This is a genomic window from Pseudomonas sp. BNK-44-b, assembly GCF_047456245.1.
GTDB lineage: Bacteria > Pseudomonadota > Gammaproteobacteria > Pseudomonadales > Pseudomonadaceae > Aquipseudomonas > Aquipseudomonas machongensis.
In genome coordinates this window covers 5,337,082-5,353,939 of the sequence record NZ_CP179908.1, presented here as the reverse complement: position 1 = coordinate 5,353,939, position 16,858 = coordinate 5,337,082, and the positions used below count along the sequence as shown (strand labels likewise).

The 16,858-nt window shown below is 63.1% G+C and carries 17 protein-coding genes; 10 read left to right on the top strand and 7 right to left on the bottom strand.

Annotated features, from left to right (window positions below):
• Window positions 1-27 precede the first annotated feature (27 nt).
• The 4 genes from ACMGGG_RS24240 to ACMGGG_RS24225 all read right to left on the bottom strand — a co-directional run bounded on the left by ACMGGG_RS24240 (window position 28) and on the right by ACMGGG_RS24225 (window position 2,644).
• Window positions 28-882: an endonuclease/exonuclease/phosphatase family protein gene (locus ACMGGG_RS24240; protein WP_414154559.1), complete on the bottom strand. Its 855-nt coding sequence runs from the start codon at window positions 880-882 to the stop codon at window positions 28-30.
• An 11-nt stretch (window positions 883-893) separates the two neighbouring features.
• On the bottom strand, window positions 894-1,526 hold the full coding sequence (dsbA, locus tag ACMGGG_RS24235) for a thiol:disulfide interchange protein DsbA (RefSeq protein WP_063542006.1): 633 nt from the start codon (window positions 1,524-1,526) through the stop codon (window positions 894-896).
• A 166-nt stretch (window positions 1,527-1,692) separates the two neighbouring features.
• Window positions 1,693-2,310 carry a c-type cytochrome gene (locus tag ACMGGG_RS24230; RefSeq protein ID WP_054893351.1) on the bottom strand — a complete coding sequence of 206 codons (618 nt, stop codon included), beginning with the start codon at window positions 2,308-2,310 and terminating at the stop codon, window positions 1,693-1,695.
• 31 nt (window positions 2,311-2,341) lie between these two features.
• Complete coding sequence (locus ACMGGG_RS24225; protein ID WP_054893352.1) at window positions 2,342-2,644, bottom strand: c-type cytochrome; 303 nt, start codon at window positions 2,642-2,644, stop codon at window positions 2,342-2,344.
• A gap of 181 nt (window positions 2,645-2,825) precedes the next feature.
• Here ACMGGG_RS24225 and yihA point away from each other — a divergent pair, with 181 nt between their 5' ends.
• Window positions 2,826-3,458, top strand: a complete 633-nt coding sequence (gene yihA / locus ACMGGG_RS24220) for a ribosome biogenesis GTP-binding protein YihA/YsxC (RefSeq protein WP_054893353.1) — start codon at window positions 2,826-2,828, stop codon at window positions 3,456-3,458.
• 359 nt (window positions 3,459-3,817) lie between these two features.
• Here the strand turns inward: yihA and polA are convergent, their stop codons facing one another.
• Entirely contained in the window at window positions 3,818-6,565 is a 2,748-nt protein-coding gene (polA, locus tag ACMGGG_RS24215; protein ID WP_414154558.1) for a DNA polymerase I, read from the bottom strand.
• A 75-nt stretch (window positions 6,566-6,640) separates the two neighbouring features.
• On the opposite strand from polA, the gene ACMGGG_RS24210 reads away from it, so the two are divergent.
• Window positions 6,641-6,928 (top strand): DUF2782 domain-containing protein, encoded by a 288-nt coding sequence (locus ACMGGG_RS24210; RefSeq protein WP_063542000.1) that lies wholly within the window; start codon window positions 6,641-6,643, stop codon window positions 6,926-6,928.
• 72 nt (window positions 6,929-7,000) lie between these two features.
• Window positions 7,001-7,951, top strand: coding sequence for a homoserine kinase (locus ACMGGG_RS24205; RefSeq protein WP_054893356.1), 951 nt, complete (start codon window positions 7,001-7,003; stop codon window positions 7,949-7,951).
• Window positions 7,952-8,031: 80 nt separating this feature from the next.
• On the opposite strand, the gene ACMGGG_RS24200 is transcribed toward ACMGGG_RS24205, so the two are convergent.
• Complete coding sequence (locus tag ACMGGG_RS24200) at window positions 8,032-8,985, bottom strand: zinc ABC transporter substrate-binding protein (RefSeq protein WP_414154557.1); 954 nt, start codon at window positions 8,983-8,985, stop codon at window positions 8,032-8,034.
• Between the two features lie 18 nt (window positions 8,986-9,003).
• On the opposite strand from ACMGGG_RS24200, the gene zur reads away from it, so the two are divergent.
• The 4 genes from zur (at window position 9,004) to ACMGGG_RS24180 (ending at window position 11,870) form a co-directional block, all read left to right on the top strand.
• On the top strand, window positions 9,004-9,489 hold the full coding sequence (gene zur / locus ACMGGG_RS24195; protein WP_414154556.1) for a zinc uptake transcriptional repressor Zur: 486 nt from the start codon (window positions 9,004-9,006) through the stop codon (window positions 9,487-9,489).
• Window positions 9,486-10,259 carry a zinc ABC transporter ATP-binding protein ZnuC gene (gene znuC / locus ACMGGG_RS24190; protein ID WP_054893359.1) on the top strand — a complete coding sequence of 258 codons (774 nt, stop codon included), beginning with the start codon at window positions 9,486-9,488 and terminating at the stop codon, window positions 10,257-10,259. The genes zur and znuC overlap by 4 nt, the downstream gene beginning before the upstream one ends.
• Window positions 10,252-11,034: a zinc ABC transporter permease subunit ZnuB gene (znuB, locus tag ACMGGG_RS24185; protein WP_063541998.1), complete on the top strand. Its 783-nt coding sequence runs from the start codon at window positions 10,252-10,254 to the stop codon at window positions 11,032-11,034. The genes znuC and znuB overlap by 8 nt, the downstream gene beginning before the upstream one ends.
• Window positions 11,035-11,162: 128 nt before the next feature.
• Window positions 11,163-11,870, top strand: a complete 708-nt coding sequence (locus ACMGGG_RS24180) for a PA5502 family lipoprotein (RefSeq protein WP_063541996.1) — start codon at window positions 11,163-11,165, stop codon at window positions 11,868-11,870.
• Window positions 11,871-11,962: 92 nt separating this feature from the next.
• On the opposite strand, the gene katE is transcribed toward ACMGGG_RS24180, so the two are convergent.
• Window positions 11,963-14,107: a catalase HPII gene (gene katE / locus ACMGGG_RS24175; RefSeq protein WP_414154555.1), complete on the bottom strand. Its 2,145-nt coding sequence runs from the start codon at window positions 14,105-14,107 to the stop codon at window positions 11,963-11,965.
• A gap of 224 nt (window positions 14,108-14,331) precedes the next feature.
• On the opposite strand from katE, the gene ACMGGG_RS24170 reads away from it, so the two are divergent.
• From ACMGGG_RS24170 to ACMGGG_RS24160, 3 genes are all read left to right on the top strand, one after another.
• On the top strand, window positions 14,332-15,339 hold the full coding sequence (locus ACMGGG_RS24170) for a methionine ABC transporter ATP-binding protein (protein ID WP_065864691.1): 1,008 nt from the start codon (window positions 14,332-14,334) through the stop codon (window positions 15,337-15,339).
• Window positions 15,339-16,010, top strand: coding sequence for a methionine ABC transporter permease (locus ACMGGG_RS24165; RefSeq protein ID WP_054893364.1), 672 nt, complete (start codon window positions 15,339-15,341; stop codon window positions 16,008-16,010). The genes ACMGGG_RS24170 and ACMGGG_RS24165 overlap by 1 nt, the downstream gene beginning before the upstream one ends.
• Window positions 16,011-16,074: 64 nt before the next feature.
• A complete protein-coding gene (locus ACMGGG_RS24160; RefSeq protein ID WP_063541992.1) occupies window positions 16,075-16,848 on the top strand; it encodes a MetQ/NlpA family ABC transporter substrate-binding protein in 774 nt (257 codons plus the stop codon).
• The last annotated feature ends 10 nt before the right edge of the window (window positions 16,849-16,858 follow it).

The following is a 16,858-nucleotide window of genomic DNA, read 5'->3' as shown; positions in this document are numbered from 1 at the left end:
GGCGCGAAGCGCGAACTCTTGAGTGTGTCAGCGCACGACCGGCAGGGTATCCACAGTCAAGGCATCCGGCAATCGGATCTCGACCGCCACAGGCAGGTGGTCGGAAATCGGCTGCGACAGCACCTCGACTCGTTCAAGCGTCAGGCTCGGGCTGAGCAGGATGTGATCCAGGCAGCGTTGCGGACGCCAGCTGGGGAAGGTCGCCTCGACCTGTGGGGCGATCAGTCCGAGGTCGCGCAGGGGCGAGCGCTCGAGCAGGTCGTTGGCGTGGGTGTTCATGTCGCCCATGAGGATCTGATGGCGGTAGCCGCCGATCAGCTCACGGATATACCCGAGTTGCAGGGCACGGGTCTTGGCGCCGAGCGCCAGGTGCATCATCACCACGATCAGCGCGTCCTCGCCTTCGCCGAAACGCACCAGGATCGCCCCACGACCGGCCGGACCGGGCAGGGGATGGTCTTCAAGGTGCTGGGGCTTGAGCCGGCTGAGCACGCCGTTGCTGTGCTGGGCGAAACGCCCGAGATTGCGGTTGAGCTGCTGATACCAGTAGGGGAAGGCACCGAGCTGGGCCAGGTGTTCGACCTGGTTGACGTAGCCCGAACGCAGGCTGCCGCCGTCGGCTTCCTGCAGGGCAACCAGGTCGAAATCAGCGAGCAGGTCGCCGATCTTCTGCAGGTTGCCGACCCGCCCGGTATGGGGCAGCAGGTGCTGCCAGCTGCGGGTCAGGTAGTGGCGGTAGCGCTCGGTGCTGATACCGACCTGGATATTGAAGCTGAGCAGCCGCAGGCGACCATCCTCCGGCAGGCCTGGCGCCTGCAGATGATGTTCGTTGACCCGCGGCTGGTGCAGGCCAACACTTCGCGTGGTACGCAAGCGGGCCATGGCTGCGCCGCTTACTTAGCGGCACGCTCCTTGGCGATCAGTTGGTCGGCTACGTTCAGGACGCCTTCCGGCCCGCCAGCGGTACCCAGGTCGAAGCGATACTTGCCGTTGACCACCATGCTCGGTACGCCGGTGATTTCGTACTTCTTCGCCAGTTCCTTGGCCTGATTGACCTGGCCCTTGATGGCGAACGAGTTGAAGGTAGCGAGGAACTTGTCCTTGTCCACGCCTTGGGTGGCGAGGAAGTCGGCCATGTCCTGCGGGTCGGTCAGACGCTTGCGCTGGTTCTGGATGGCGTCGAAGACCGCGGCGTGAACCTTGTGCTCGACGCCCATGGCTTCGAGGGTGAGGAACATCTGGCCGTGGGCATCCCAAGGGCCGCCGAACATGGCCGGGACGCGCTTGAAGTTGACGTCGGCCGGCAGCTTGTCGATCCAGGGATTGATGGTGGGTTCGAAGTGGTAGCAGTGCGGGCAGCCGTACCAGAACAGCTCGACGACTTCGATCTTGCCTGGCTGCGAGACCGGGACCGGGTTGCTCAGCTCGATATATTCCTTGCCCGCCACAGGCTCGGCGGCCTGCACCGCGGCCATACCGAATACGCTGGCGGCGACCAGCGCAGCGCTGAGAATCAGTTTACGCATGCTTTACTCCTGAGCAATCAATGGTCGCCTCGACACGACCTATGCTGTGACAGGCCATGAAGGGCTCGAGTTCTGTAGTGTAACGGCTGGGACCATAAAAAAGGGCGGCCTACGCCACCCTTTTCATGTTTAGCGATGTTGCATTAACCGAGTGTTAACGCTCGTCTCAATGCAGCCCCTGGATATAGCTGGCCAACGCCTCGATATCCTTGTTGCTCAGCTTGCCGGCGATGGTGCGCATGGTCATGGCATCGCCATCGTTGGTGCGATTACCTTCACGGAAGTCGGTGAGCTGCTTGCTGACATACTGCGAGTGCTGGCCGCTCAGGTGAGGGAAGCCGGCAAGGGCAATGCCTGCGCCGTTAGGTGAGTGGCAACCGGTGCAGGCGGGCATGCCTTTCTCCAGGTCACCGCCGTTGAACAGCGCACGTCCACGCTCGACCAGCTTGGGATCTGCCGCGCCGACACTGCCTTTCTGGCTGGCGAAGTAAGCGGCGATATCGGCCAGGTCCTGGTCATTGAAGGCGGCCAGCATGCCGGTCATTTCCAGCACCGTGCGCTTGCCCGACTTGATGTCGTGCAATTGCTTCTCAAGGTAGCGCTGGCCCTGGCCGGCCAGTTTCGGGAAGTTCGGCGCCAGGCTGTTGCCGTCAGGGTTATGGCAGGCACCACAGACCGCAGTCTTCGCCTGGCCGGCAGCGGCATCGCCTTTGATGGGGTCGGCAGCAGTGGCCGCACCTGCGACACCCATGGTCAACAGCAGACTCACGAATAGTTTGTTCATCAGCTAATCCAACACGGCTAAGGGTGAAATGTTATGTATCGGGACTGCCACTCATCCAAAGGATGACCAATCGGTAGTCCTCGGCACTGCAGTCCATGCACAATCCACGCGGCGGCATAGCCTTGAAACCCTGGGTAACATGCGCCACCAGTACATCCACACCTCGCGCCAGCCTCGGTTCCCAGGCCGCCGCATCGCCCTTCCTGGGGGCCTGTGGCAGCTGACCGGCGTGACAGGCCGCACATGTGCGGTTGTACAACGCCTCGGGATCCTGTGTAGCCTGTGCGCTGAAAAACGGCTGGAACATACCGACCGCCAGCAGCCATTTCGCCATGCGGAACGACCTGACAGGGTTGGGGGCCGCGCTGCGTTCTGATGCGCGAGCTAGTGATCGACACCCCATGCTCGTCCTCCTTCGCTGGGAGAATGAGCACACAAAAACTGGGGCATTATATACTTCCGCCCTCCAAACGGAAACGCGGCCTGGATCAGGCAACACCCACATCGGATATCCCATGCAAGTCAAGAACCCCATCCTCGGCCTCTGCCAGAAAGCCAAATTCGCCCTCAGCGCTGCCAAGGTCGAACAATGCCCGGAAGACCAGGGCTACGAGGTGGCTTTCGCCGGCCGCTCCAACGCCGGTAAGTCCAGCGCCCTCAATACCCTGACCCATGCCAGCCTGGCGCGTACCTCCAAGACCCCGGGGCGCACCCAGCTGTTGAATTTCTTCAGTCTGGACGATGAACGGCGTTTGGTCGACCTGCCAGGTTACGGTTATGCGAAAGTGCCGATTCCGCTCAAGCAGCACTGGCAGAAACACCTGGAGGCCTACCTGGGCGGGCGCGAATGCCTGCGCGGCGTGATCCTGCTGATGGACGTGCGCCACCCGATGACCGACTTCGACAAGATGATGCTCGACTGGGCCAAGGCCAGCGGCATGCCCATGCACATCCTGCTGACCAAGGCCGACAAGCTCACTCACGGCGCAGGCAAGAACACCCTGCTCAAGGTGCAGTCGGAAATTCGCAAGGGCTGGGGCGACGCGGCGTCCATCCAGCTGTTTTCGGCACCCAAGCGCCAGGGGCTGGAAGAGGCCTATCGGGTCTTGGCGGACTGGATGGAGCTGGAAGACAAGCCGGTGGCTTGAAGATCCACCTGCACGCTGTGGCGGCGGGCTGATCCGCTGCCGCAGGCTTCTCCAGCAGCCATGAGGCAAATTCCGGGCAAAAAAAACCCCGGACTTCATATGGGGAGGGGGAAGTTCGGGGTCCAAGTCCGGACCGCTAGGGCGGGGTCCAGATATCTGCCAACACTTAACACAACATAGGAGCATCGAAAGGCTTCACCAGCCATTCAGTTACTCTGAGTTCCGGTTCACCGGTTTAGTTCCGAAGCCTTGAAAACTATTTGCGATAGTTTCATGAAACTTCAGAACCGGGGGCGAGGAGCCCACCCTGCGGATCCGCGACACTACGCCACAGATCCTACTCCTCTTCGCCACGCCGTTTAGTGAGCTTCGTCCCAATTCGAACCAACGCCGACTTCGACTAGCAGCGGCACATCGAGCTGCGCGGCGTTGCTCATGTAGGGGCGAATTTCAGCCTTCACCTGCTCGACCAGGTCTTCACGCACCTCCAGCACCAGTTCGTCGTGCACCTGCAGGATCACCCGTGCATCCAGGCCACTGTCGTTCAGCCAGTTGTCTACCGCGACCATGGCGCGCTTGACGATATCGGCCGCGGTGCCCTGCATCGGCGCGTTGATCGCGGTGCGTTCGGCGCCTTTGCGCAGGGCCGGGTTCTTCGCATTGATGTCCGGCAGATACAGGCGCCGCCCGAACAGCGTCTCGACGAAGCCTTGCTCGGCGGCCTGGGTGCGAGTGCGCTCCATGTAGGCCAGCACGCCGGGATAGCGGGCAAAGTAACGGTCGATGTAGTCCTGCGACTGCTTGCGGTCGACGCCGATCTGCTTGGCCAGACCGAAGGCGCTCATGCCGTAGATCAAGCCGAAGTTGATGGCCTTGGCGCTGCGGCGCTGGTCATTGGTGACGGCCTCCAGCGCCACGCCGAATACCTCCGCGGCCGTTGCGCGGTGCACATCGAGGTCATTGCGGAAGGCATGCAGCAGGCCTTCATCCTTGGCCAGGTGGGCCATGATGCGCAGCTCGATCTGCGAGTAGTCCGCGGCCAGCAGCTTGTAGCCGGGGCTGGCGACGAAGGCCTGGCGGATGCGTCGGCCTTCGGGAGTGCGTACCGGAATGTTCTGCAGGTTCGGGTCGCTGGACGACAAGCGCCCGGTGGCGGCCACCGCCTGCTGGTAGGAGGTGTGGATACGCCCGGTACGCGGGTTGATCTGCTCCGGCAGCTTGTCGGTGTAGGTACTCTTGAGCTTGCTGAGCGAGCGGTATTCCATCAGCACCGTTGGCAGCGGATAGCCTTCGGCGGCCAGGTCTGCTAGCACGGCTTCGGCCGTGGAAGCCTGGCCCTTGGCGGTCTTGCTCAATACCGGCATGCCCAGCTTGTCATAGAGGATCACTCCCAGCTGCTTGGGTGAGCCCAGATTGAACTCCTCGCCCGCCAGCTCGAACGCCCGACGTTCGAGCTCGGCCATCTTCACGCCCAGCTCACCACTCTGCACCTTGAGCAGCGCAGCGTCGACCAGCGCGCCCTGGCGCTCGATTCTGGCCAGCACCGGCACCAGCGGCATCTCGATATCCATCAGCACCGGCTGCACGCTGGGGGTTTTCGCCAGGCGTGCCTGCAGTGCGTGGTGCAGGCGCAGGGTGATGTCGGCATCTTCGGCGGCGTACGGGCCAGCCTTGTCCAGATGGATCTGGTTGAAGGTCAGCTGCTTGGCGCCCTTGCCAGCAATATCCTCGAACGCAATGGTGCTGTGGTCGAGGTATTTCTGCGCAAGGCTGTCCATGTCGTGGCGCGTAGCAGTGGAGTCGAGCACATAGGACTCGAGCATGGTGTCATAGGCCACGCCGCGCATCTGGATCGGCAGCGAAGCGTTGGCCAGGATATTGATGTCGTACTTGGCGTTCTGCCCGACCTTGGCCTTGGCCGGGTCTTCCAGCAGCGGCTTGAGCGCCGTTAGCACCGCGTCGCGGTCCAGCTGCGTCGGAGCACCTTCGTAGTCGTGGGCCAGCGGCACATAGGCCGCTTCATGGGGCTCGACCGCGAACGACAGGCCGACCAGCTCCGCACGCTGGGCATCCAGGCCGGTGGTCTCGGTGTCGAAGGCGAACAGCGGCGCCTGGCGCAGCTTCTCAAGCCAGACATCAAAACGCGCCTGGTCGAGGATGGTTTCGTATTTCGCCTCGACCTGGGCAGCAGGCTCCTCGACCGGAGCAATGGTGTCACCCTCCCGGGCGGCGTCGCGCTGTACCTCGGCGATCCAGCTCTTGAACTCCATTTCGGTGTACAGCGCCAGCAATGCTTCGCGGTCCGGCTCGCCGCATATCAGGGCATCGACTTGGACATCCAGCTCGACATCGACCTTGATGGTCGCCAGCTCATACGACAGAAAGGCCGCGTCGCGGTGCTCCTCGAGCTTGGCCGGCAGGGTCTTGGCGCCGCGAATGGCCAGGCCCGGAACCTTGTCGAGGTTCTGGTACAGGTCACGCAGACCGCCTCCGATACCGGTCAGCAGGCCCACTGCGGTCTTCTCGCCGACCCCCGGAACACCGGGGATGTTGTCGACCTTGTCACCCATCAGGGCCAGGAAGTCGATGATGTGCTCAGGGCCCACGCCGAACTTCTCGTGCACGCCTGCCACGTCGAGCACCGTGCCGGTCATGGTGTTGACCAGGGTGATGTGGCCGTCTACCAGTTGCGCCATGTCCTTGTCGCCGGTCGAGATGATGACCGGACGCCCGGCTGCCGCACTGCTGCGGGCCAGGGTACCGATCACGTCGTCGGCCTCGACACCCTCGACGCACAGCAGCGGGTAGCCCAGGGCCCTGACGCTGGCGTGCAACGGTTCGACCTGCACACGCAGATCGTCGGGCATGCTCGGGCGGTTGGCCTTGTACTCGGCGAACATGGCATCGCGGAAAGTGCCGCCCTTGGCGTCGAAGACCACCGCGAACAGGCTGTCCGGGTACTGCTTGCGCAGGCTCTTGAGCATGTTCAGCACGCCCTTGACCGCGCCGGTGGGCATGCCTTTGGAGGTGGTCAGCGGCGGCAGGGCGTGAAAGGCGCGGTAGAGGTAGGACGAACCGTCCACCAGGACGAGAGGCGCTTGGCTCATGAGGAGAATCAACCTTTTCGACGGGTCCGGAGCTAGAATAGCCGGATCAGTGACGACAAAAGGACTTAGGTTATCATGCGTACACCCATTCGCCTGTTACTGCTCAGCCTGCTGGCCACCATGCCGGTCGTTACGCTGGCGGCGGACGACGCCCCATCGGCAGATCCCGATGTGACCATTCGCACGGAAGGCGACAGAACCATCCAGGAGTACCGTCAGAACGGTTTCCTGTATGCGATCAAGATCACGCCGAAAAACGGCAAGCCTTATTTCCTGGTACGCGCCGATGGCTCCGATGGCAATTTCATTCGATCCGACCAGCCGGACATGCTGATTCCGTCCTGGAAAATCTTCGAATGGTAAGCTAGTAACGCGTATCGTTCTTATCAACCAGGCACCTCCTCCAGGAGGTGCCCGTATGGGCAACTTTTCAACATGTCAGTCTTCACCCCTGTGTCCCGGCCTGAGCTGGAAACCTTTCTGGCGCCGTACGAGCTGGGCCGTCTGCTCGACTTCCAGGGCATTGCCGCCGGAACCGAAAACAGCAATTTCTTCGTAAGCCTGGAAAAAGGGGAATTCGTCCTGACGCTGATCGAGCGGGGGCCGGCCGAAGACATGCCGTTCTTCATCGAACTGCTCGACGTCCTGCATGACGCCGACATGCCCGTTCCCTACGCTGTGCGCGATCGCGACGGCAAGGGCCTGCGCGAACTGTGCGGCAAGCCGGCACTGCTGCAGCCACGGCTGTCGGGCAAGCACGTCAAGGCGCCGAACAACCAGCACTGCGCCCAGGTTGGCGAGCTGTTGGCGCATATCCACCTGGCGACCCGCGAGCGCATCATCGAGCGCCGCACCGATCGGGGCCTGGACTGGATGCTGGCCTCAGGCGCCGACCTGCTGCCGGGCCTGAGCACCGAACAGGCGCAGCTGCTGCAACCCGCACTGGACGAAATCGCCGCGCACAAGGCGCAGATCCTGGCACTGCCCAGGGCCAACCTGCACGCCGACCTGTTCCGCGACAACGTGATGTTCGAAGGCACCCACCTGACCGGGCTGATCGACTTCTACAACGCCTGCTCCGGGCCGATGCTGTATGACATCGCCATCACCATAAACGACTGGTGCCTGGACGCCGACGGCGGCATCGATCTGCCGCGCGCCCAGGCGCTGCTGGGGGCGTACGCGGCGCTGCGGCCGTTCACTGCAGCCGAGGCAGAGCTGTGGCAGGTGATGCTGCGCGTGGGTTGCGTACGCTTCTGGCTGTCGCGCCTGATCGCGGCGCGGGACTTCGCCGGCATGGACGTGACGATCCATGATCCGAGCGAGTTCGAGGTGCGTTTGGTGCAGCGTCAGCAGGTGGCTTTGAAGTTGCCGTTTGCGCTGTAAGCGCGGCGGCCCTATCGCGGGACAAGTCGCAGCGGCGGTTCGCCGCTGCGACTTGCCCCGCGATAGGGCCGGGTCAGCCGCTAGAGATGCTCCAGGCAACCCACCAGGTCGTTGCCCAGCTTCTCCAGCAAACGCTCGTAGCCCTTGCCATCCACCGGATCGTTCCCACCCAGTGCATCCAGCTCCGCCAAGGTCACCGGCAGCCCGGCCACCAGTGTTTCGGCCAGGCGCGGGCGGATCGGCGGCTCGCTGAACACGCAGGTCGGGCCAACTTCCTGCAGACGCTTGCGCATGGCCGCGACATGCTGGGCACCCGGCTGCACTTCGGCGGCGACGCTGAACACGCCGGTATGACGCAGCCCGTACTCGGCTTCGAAATAGTCGAACGCTTCGTGGAACACGAAGTAAGGCTTGCCGGCAATGCCAGCCACACGGGCCTTGATCCGCTGGTCGAGCGCGTCCAGACGCTCGACGAAGGCCTTCTGGTTGGCCTGATAGCGCGCCGCATTGGCCGGATCCGCCGCCGCCAGGTCGCTGGCCATTTTCGCCGAAATCACCCGGGCATTGACCGATGACAGCCACAGGTGCGCATCGAGCGACCCCGGCTGGTGGTCATGGTCGTGATCGTCGTGGTCTTCTTCATGCGAGTGGCTGTCCTCGCCAAAACGACGCAGCTTCATGTCCGCCAACGTCTGCACGGCGATGGTCGGCTTGCTGCGGTTTTTCAGCACGCGCGGCAGGAAGCTCTCCATGTCCGGTCCGATCCAGTACAGCAGGTCGGCATCGCCCACCTTCCGTACGTCGGACGGGCGCAAGGCGTAGTTGTGCGGCGAGGCGCCGGGCGGCAGCAGCACTTCGGTGCTGCCGACACCGTCCTGAACCGCGGCAGCGATCTGCTGCAGGGGCTTGATGCTGGTCAGCACACGCACGTCGGCCTGGGCCGAGAAGGTGATGAAAGCGACAAAGAGAGCAAGGAATCGGGACACAGTGGATACTCGGCTCGTCAGAAACAGGTAACATAATAACGTCTCCATCGATAACCGTCGCCGCCCATGTCAATCACGCCGCTGGCTCACCGTCCCCACGATCATTCCCATTGCGTCCACAGCGCCTTGGCCGAAGCCGACGCCCTGTGCGTCCGCCACGGTCTGCGCCTGACCGCGCTGCGCCGCCGTGTGCTGGAGCTGGTGTGGCAAAGCCACAAACCGCTGGGCGCCTACGACATCCTCGCCGTGCTCAGCGAACAGGACGGCCGCCGCGCCGCACCACCGACCGTGTACCGCGCCCTGGACTTCCTGCTCGAGAACGGCCTGGTGCACCGCATCGCCTCGCTCAACGCCTTCATCGGCTGCAGCCACCCTGAACACAAGCACCAAGGCCAGTTCCTGATCTGCCGCGAATGCCACGTGGCCATCGAACTGGAGCAGGAGAGCATCAGCGGCGCCATCGTCGCCAGTGCCAAGGCCGTGGGCTTTGCCGTCGACACCCAGACCGTCGAAGTGGTCGGCCTTTGCAGTAACTGCCGGGGCGCCGCATGAGCGACGCGCTGATCCGCCTGGAGCAGGTCGGCGTCACCTTTGGCGGCGAAGCGGTGCTCGACAGCATCGATCTGTCGGTCGCACCACGCCAGATCGTCACCCTGATCGGCCCCAACGGTGCTGGCAAGACCACGCTGGTGCGCGCCGTACTCGGTCTGCTCAAGCCGAACAGTGGCAAGGTCTGGCGCAAGCCGCGCCTGCGCATCGGCTACATGCCGCAGAAGATCCAGGTAGACGCCACCCTGCCGCTTTCGGTACTGCGTTTCCTGCGCCTGGTGCCGGGCGTGGATCGCGCCGCGGCCTTGTCGGCATTGCAGGAGGTGGGCGCCGAACACGTCATCGACAGCCCGATCCAGACGGTCTCCGGGGGCGAGATGCAACGGGTATTGCTGGCGCGGGCGCTGCTGCGCGAGCCTGAACTGCTGGTGCTCGACGAACCGGTACAGGGCGTCGACGTGGTTGGCCAGACCGAGCTATACAACCTCATCACCCGCCTGCGCGACCGCCATGGCTGCGGTGTGCTGATGGTCTCCCACGACCTGCACCTGGTGATGAGCGCCACCGACCAGGTGGTCTGCCTGAACCGCCACGTGTGCTGCTCCGGGCACCCGGAGCAGGTCAGCAACGACCCGGCCTTCGTCGAGCTGTTCGGCCAGAACGCTCCCAGCCTTGCGGTCTACCACCACCATCATGATCACAGCCACGATCTGCACGGCGCGGTGATCGCCCCTGGCGCCCATGTTCACGGAGAGCACTGCAAGCATGGCTGATTTTCTTCTGTACGCCTTGCTTGCCGGTCTTTCCCTGGCGCTGGTGGCCGGCCCACTGGGCTCCTTCGTGGTCTGGCGGCGCATGGCCTATTTCGGCGACACCTTGTCCCATGCCGCGCTGCTGGGCGTGGCGCTGGGCTTCGTGCTGGACGTCAGCCCTACGCTCGCGGTAACGGTCGGCTGCCTGCTGCTGGCGATCCTGCTAGTGACCCTGCAACAGCGTCAGCCGCTGGCCTCCGACACCCTGCTCGGCATCCTCGCACCCAGCACCCTGTCGCTTGGACTGGTGGTGCTGAGCTTCATGCACGATGTGCGCATCGACCTGATGGCCTACCTGTTCGGTGATCTGCTGGCGATCAGTACCACCGACCTTTCATGGATTCTCGGCGGCAGCGTGTTGGTGCTGGGCTTGCTCGCGGTGCTCTGGCGCCCGCTGCTGGCAATCACCGTGCACGAGGAGCTGGCGATGGTCGAGGGCCTGCCAGTGGCGGCCCTGCGTATGGCGCTGATGCTGCTGATCGCGGTGGTGATCGCAGTGGCGATGAAGATCGTCGGCGTGCTGCTGATCACCTCGCTGCTGATCATCCCGGCCGCTGCGGCACAGCGTCACGCGCGCTCGCCGGAGCAGATGGCCCTGGGCGCCAGTTTGCTGGGCGTGGCAGCGGTTTGCGGGGGGCTGGCGATGTCCTGGTTCAAGGATACGCCTGCTGGTCCATCGATCGTGGTCTGTGCCGCAGTGCTATTCTTGCTGAGCCTGGCATTGCCCAAGCGCTGAAATTTCAGGGTGCGCATTGACGCACCCTGCAACCTTTGCGCCCGTAAAGGGTCTGTAAGACTTGTTTTCGAGCGTGCGCACCTGGGTGTAGACTTGCTCGCTTTTTGCGCAAATAGAGAGTCGCAGGAATGAAGCCGTTCGCCTCCCGTTATCTGCTTGTTGCCGCGTTTTCCCTGTTACTGGCCGCCTGTTCCAGTGCCCCGGTCGAGCAGCCGGTCGCGCCTGCGCAGCCAGACGCCTGGCAGCAGTTGCAACAGAACATCGCCAGCAACGAGCTGGCCACTGCCGAAGACCAGCTCGCCAGCCTGCAGGCACAGTCGCCGAACGATGCGCGTATCGAGCAATACCAGCGCCAGATCGCCGAAGCCTACCTGCAACGCAGCCAGATCGTCCTGCAGAAAGGCGACGTCAATGCGGCCGCCACTGCGCTGGCCCGCGCCCGTGCACTGATGCCCCAGGCACCCGCGCTGACCGGCGGTGATGCCGTCGCCCATGCTCGCCAGGCCGAGCTGGACAAGGCTGAAGCCGCGCTGAAGGCTGCAGAATCCAAGCCACAGGCACGGGTCATCGACCCGGCGGCACCGAGCACGGTGATTGCACTGAAAACTACGGACATTGCAGCCATGCGCAAGCAACTGGATAACATCGCCGCCGATGTGGTGAGTTACCAGTGCGAAGTGGTGTTCCAGGTGCCACGTACACAGGATGCACCGTGGCTCAAGACGCTGCTGCAGAAGCGGGTGAAGCGGATCGATGCAGACTTTGTGCTGAAGCAGAAGCACGAGATCCAGCGGGCATTGCCAGCACAGGTGGTGCTGGTGCCGCATCAGCGCTGAGACAGCGTCGACATCTTCGCGGGTAAACCCGCCCCCACAGATGCGTACATAACCTGTGGGAGCGGGTTTACCCGCGAACAGATGCTACGGCATCAAGCCGGAATCGCTTCTGCAGCCGCCTCCCGTTCCCATACCCGGTGCCCTTCGACCGCCTTTACGAAGGCTTCCACGGTCTTCTGGTCATCCCCAAGCAGCAACCCCTTGTCCTCCTTGAGCCCCAGCGCCCCCAGGAGCGCCTTGCCATCATTGGCCAGAGCGATCGCCTTGAGGTGCTTGTAGCCCTCGAGCAGGAAGTGCTTGGCCACCCCGCTGGCCGCCAGTGCATCCAGCGAGGCCTTGCCAGCGGGCACCAGGATGCCGTCGAACATGACCGAAGGCATGCCTTCCATCGACGCATCCACCGCCAGCGCCTTGCCGCCAGAGGTCTTCACCGGCGCCGAGGTTGGCCCCAGCAGCATGGGACGTGCGCTGTGGGCCTCCAGCGCCTTGACCAGCCTGTCGACGCTTTCGTCATCCACGCCATTGGCCACCAGCAACGCGATCTTGCGCCCCTTGATGCCCACATCGCCCGGATGATTCATTTGGCTCAGGGCCGGCGACGCCTTGAGTTTCGACTCCTTACCCTTGACCGTCCCGCTCTTCGGCGCCGGCAAACCAAGATTCTGCGCGACCGCCGCCGCAAGCTTCAGGTCGATATTGGCCAGAATCTCATTAACCTCTCGCGCACGAATATGCTCGCGCTCGACCTTGCCCAGTTCGAAGCTGTAGGCCTTGATGATGTGCTGTTGTTCGGTGTCGCTCATGCTGTGGAAGAACAGCCGGGCTTGCGAGAAATGATCGCCGAACGACTCGCTGCGCTGGCGGATCTTGTGCGCGTCGACGCGCTCCTGGTAGCTCTCGAAGCCACCGTCCTGCGGCGCTGCTGGGGTTTCTTTCGGCCAGCCAGCATCGATCGAGTTGGGCTCGTAGGCGGCGCGGCCCTTGTGAATGGTGTGACGGTGCATGGCATCGCGCTGATTGTTGTCATTGCGCACCACCGGCCGGTTGATCGGGATCTCGTGGAAGTTCGGCCCACCCAGGCGGCTGATCTGCGTGTCGGTGTAAGAGAACAGCCGGCCTTGCAGCAGCGGGTCATTGGTGAAGTCGATGCCCGGCACGATATGCCCCGGGCAAAAGGCGATCTGTTCGATTTCGGCGAAGAAGTTGTCCGGATTGCGGTTGAGCACCATCTTGCCCAGCGGCGTCACCGGCACCAGTTCTTCGGGAATTATCTTGGTCGGGTCGAGCAGGTCGAAGTCGAACTTGTGCTCGTCTTCCTCCGGCACGATCTGCACGCCCAGTTCCCACTCGGGATAGTCACCGGTCTCGATGGCCTCCCACAGATCGCGGCGATGGTAGTCGGTGTCCTTGCCCGCCAGCTTCTGCGCTTCGTCCCACAATACCGAATGCACGCCCTGACGCGGCTTCCAGTGGAACTTGACGAAATTGGCTACGCCCTCGGCGTTGATCAGCCGGAAGGTATGCACACCGAAGCCTTCCATCATCCGCAGGCTACGCGGAATGGCGCGGTCGGACATGGCCCACATCACCATGTGCGCCGACTCGGGCACCAGCGAAACGAAGTCCCAGAACGTGTCGTGGGCCGAGCCGCCGGTAGGTATTTCGTTGTGCGGCTCAGGCTTCACCGCGTGGACGAAATCGGGAAACTTGATCGCATCCTGGATGAAAAACACCGGCATATTGTTGCCAACCAGGTCAAAGTTGCCTTCATCGGTATAGAACTTGACGGCAAATCCACGGACATCACGCACTGTATCACCTGAGCCACGCGGCCCCTGCACCGTGGAGAAACGCACGAACACCGGGGTGATCTTCTCGGCATCCTGCAGGAAGCCGGCTTTGGTCAGGGCGCTGTGATCGCCATAACTCTGGAAATAACCATGGGCACCGGTACCTCGGGCGTGCACGATGCGCTCCGGGATGCGCTCGTGGTCGAAGTGGGTGATCTTCTCGCGCATGATGAAGTCTTCGAGCAGCGAAGGCCCGCGCGCGCCCGCCTTGAGGGTGTTCTGATTGTCGGCGATACGTACGCCCTGGTTGGTACGCAGCGCCTGGCCAGTGGCGTCGTTACGGTCCTGTTCGAGGCTCTGCAGCTTGGCATTGGTGTTGGCGCGGTCGGGCGTCTGGGTACCGGCCAGTTCGCTCTGCTTGGGCGCATCCGTCCTGTTGCTCGACATCTTGGCTCTCCTCATCAGTCTTCAGGCTGCCCGTTCGGGCTTGTTCAAGTAATGACTGGACCGTTTCGCCAAGCGTTCCATCGGGATTACCGGTTGTCGCGTTATGCCGGATCGATTGGTCGATTACGAAATAAATGCTAAGAACAACTATGGGAAAAGGCTAAAATGCGCCACCCCAGCTCACCGCTGACCCCAATTTCCATGCGCCCCACAAGGTTCGCTACGTGATCGAGTTCCAACATGTGCACAAGACCTACCGCGTCGCCGGTAGGGACATCCCCGCCCTGAATCCGACCAGCCTGACCATCGAGAATGGCCAGGTGTTCGGCCTGATCGGCCACTCCGGCGCTGGCAAGAGCACCATGCTGCGCCTGATCAACCGCCTCGAAGCGCCGTCCGGCGGCAAGATCATCGTCGATGGCGAAGACGTCACCGCCTTCGACGCCAACCAGCTGCGCCGCTTCCGCCAGCAGGTCGGCATGATCTTCCAGCACTTCAACCTGCTCGCCTCGAAAACCGTCGCAGACAACGTCGCTCTGCCACTGGTGCTGGCCGGCGAGCTGTCGCGCGCAGAGATCGACAAGCGCGTCAGCCAGTTGCTGGCCCGCGTCGGATTGTCGGACCACGCGAAAAAATACCCGGCACAACTGTCGGGCGGCCAGAAACAACGCGTGGGCATCGCCCGGGCGCTGTCGACCAACCCGAAGATCCTGCTGTGTGACGAGGCCACCAGCGCCCTCGACCCGCAGACCACCGCCTCGGTGCTGCAACTGCTGGCCGAGATCAACCGCGAGCTGAAGCTCACCATCGTGCTGATCACCCACGAGATGGATGTGATCCGCCGAGTCTGCGACCGCGTGGCGGTGATGGACGCCGGGGTGATCGTCGAGCAGGGGCCGGTGGCGGACGTGTTCCTACACCCGCAACACCCGACCACCAAGCGCTTCGTCCAGGAAGACGAGCAGGTCGATGAAGGCGAGCAGCGCGACGACTTCGCCCACGTGCCGGGCCGCATCGTGCGCCTGACGTTCCAGGGCGACGCTACCTACGCGCCGCTGCTGGGTACCGTGGCCCGAGAGACCGGGGTGGACTACAGCATCCTGGCCGGCCGTATCGACCGCATCAAGGATGTCCCCTACGGCCAACTGACCCTCGCCGTCACCGGCGGCAACATCGACGCAGCGTTTGACCGCTTCAAGGCGGCTGACGTACACATGGAGGTCCTGCGCTGATGGACGCCCTGAATTTCTTCGCCAACGTCGACTGGGCCGAGATTTCCCTCGCCACCGGCGACACCCTGATCATGCTGTTCGGCTCGCTGCTGTTCACGGTGCTGCTCGGCCTGCCACTGGGCGTGCTGCTGTTCCTCTGCGGGCCCCGGCAGATGTTCGAGCAGAAGGGCGTCTACGCGCTGCTGTCGCTGATCGTCAACATCCTGCGTTCGCTGCCGTTCATCATCCTGTTGATCGTGATGATTCCGATCACCGTGCTGATCACCGGTACCTCGCTGGGCGTGGCCGGTGCCATTCCGCCACTGGTCGTGGGCGCCACGCCATTCTTCGCGCGCCTGGTCGAGACCGCACTGCGCGAGGTGGACCGCGGCATCATCGAAGCCACCCAGTCGATGGGCGCCACCACCCGCCAGATCATCACCAACGCCTTGCTGCCGGAGGCCCGTCCGGGCATCTTCGCCGCCATCACCGTCACCGCCATCACCCTGGTGTCCTACACCGCGATGGCCGGTGTGGTCGGCGCGGGCGGCCTCGGTGACCTGGCCATCCGCTTCGGCTACCAGCGTTTCCAGACCGACGTGATGATTGTCACGGTGGTACTGCTGTTGGTACTGGTGCAGATTCTGCAGAGCGTCGGCGACAAGCTGGTCGTACATTTTTCCCGTAAGTAAGCCTAACAGGGTCGGCCCGGCCGTCCCGTTCGGGGGCCGTCGCGGCCCTCACAAGGAGTGATCGATGAAAAAGCTGTTCGCTGTCGTCGCCGCCGTCGCGGCCTTCTCGGCCAATGCCGCCGAAACCCTGACCGTCGCCGCCACCCCGGTGCCGCACGCCGAGATCCTCAACTTCGTCAAACCACAGCTGGCGAAGGAAGGCGTGGAGCTGAAGGTCAAGGAGTTCACCGACTACATTCAACCGAACGTGCAGGTCGCGGAAAAACGCCTGGACGCCAACTTCTTCCAGCACCAGCCTTACCTGGATGAATTCAACAAGGCCAAGGGCACCAAGCTGGTCAGCGTTGCCGGCGTGCACATCGAGCCACTGGGCATCTACTCGGCCAAGATCAAGAAGCTCGATGAACTGCCATCGGGCGCCACCGTGGTCATCCCCAATGACGCCACCAACGGCGGCCGCGCTCTGCTGCTGCTGGACAAGGCTGGCGTGATCAAGCTCAAGGACAACACCAACATCCTGTCCACCGTGAAGGATGTGGCTGAAAATCCGAAGGGTGTGAAATTCCGCGAACTGGAAGCGGCCACCATCCCGCGCGTGCTGACCCAGGTCGATGCAGCGCTGATCAACACCAACTACGCCCTGGAAGCCAAGCTCAATCCAGAGAAGGACGCCCTGGCCATCGAAGGCAGCGACTCGCCGTACGTGAACATCCTGGTGACCCGTGAGGACAACAAGGACGCGGACGCGGTGAAGAAGCTGGTGCAGGCTCTGCACTCGCCTGAGGTGAAGCAGTTCATCAACGAGAAGTACAAGGGCGCCGTGGTGCCGGCGTTCTAAGCCGAACGAT